The sequence below is a fragment of the Psychrobacter sp. 1Y4 genome (assembly GCF_051847555.1).
In genome coordinates this window covers 1-884 of the sequence record NZ_JBPYDE010000285.1, presented here as the reverse complement: position 1 = coordinate 884, position 884 = coordinate 1, and the positions used below count along the sequence as shown (strand labels likewise).

Genomic DNA, 884 nt, shown 5'->3' with positions numbered 1-884 from the left:
ATCTAGAGACGCCGCTCACCGAGCAATTGGCTTTGACCGGAGTGACAGATATCTCCCAGCCAGATGAGCAGACGTTAGAAGTCACCCTGACAGAGGGCGAGTCATTAAATGGTGTCTTTGATCAGTTGTCTGATAAAGGCATTAAAGTCGGTAGTATGCGTAATAAAGCCAACCGTCTAGAAGAGTTGTTTATGCGCTTGGTCGACAAAAATATTGAAAGTGCAGACAGCATGAAGGAGGCGGGATTATGAGCCAAGAACTGATCGATCATAATAAAACGATGTCACTGAGTAAAAAGTGGATTGCGTTTCGTACGATATGGTTCAAAGAAGTGCGCCGTATTCTGCGTATTTGGCCGCAGACGCTATTACCGCCAGTGATTACGATGAGTTTGTACTTTGTCATCTTTGGTAAGATGATTGGCTCGCGCGTAGGTGAGATGGGCGGTGTGCCCTACATGCAGTTTATCGTACCAGGTTTGATCATGATGTCGATCATTACCAACAGTTACTCGAACGTGGTTTCGAGCTTTTTTAGTGCCAAGTTCACGTCTAGCATTGAAGAGCTTTTGGTCTCGCCTGTCTCTAAACATGCGATTTTGATGGGTTATATCAGTGGTGGTATCTTCCGTGGACTCGCCATTGGTGTCATTGTTTCGATTGTCGCGTTATTCTTTACTGATCTCGGTATCGAGCATTTATTTGTCACTGTATTTACGGTACTTGGCACGTCTATTTTGTTTTCACTCGGCGGTTTTATCAATGCAGTGTTTGCGCGCTCATTTGATGATATCTCTATCATTCCAAGCTTTGTATTGACCCCGCTGACCTATTTGGGTGGTGTGTTTTATTCGATGGAAAACTTATCACCATTTTGGCAAAACA

General features: G+C 44.1%; 2 protein-coding genes. Both read left to right on the top strand.

Annotation, left to right across the window (positions count from 1 at the left end; genetic code table 11):
* Positions 1–251, top strand: a 251-nt coding sequence (locus ACS8FC_RS15810; RefSeq protein ID WP_439297468.1) for an ATP-binding protein DrrA1-3 family domain-containing protein, incomplete at its 5' end; no start/stop codon positions are given.
* A 29-nt stretch (positions 252–280) separates the two neighbouring features.
* The coding region (locus tag ACS8FC_RS15805; protein WP_439297469.1) for an ABC transporter permease at positions 281–884 on the top strand (604 nt) is incomplete at its 3' end.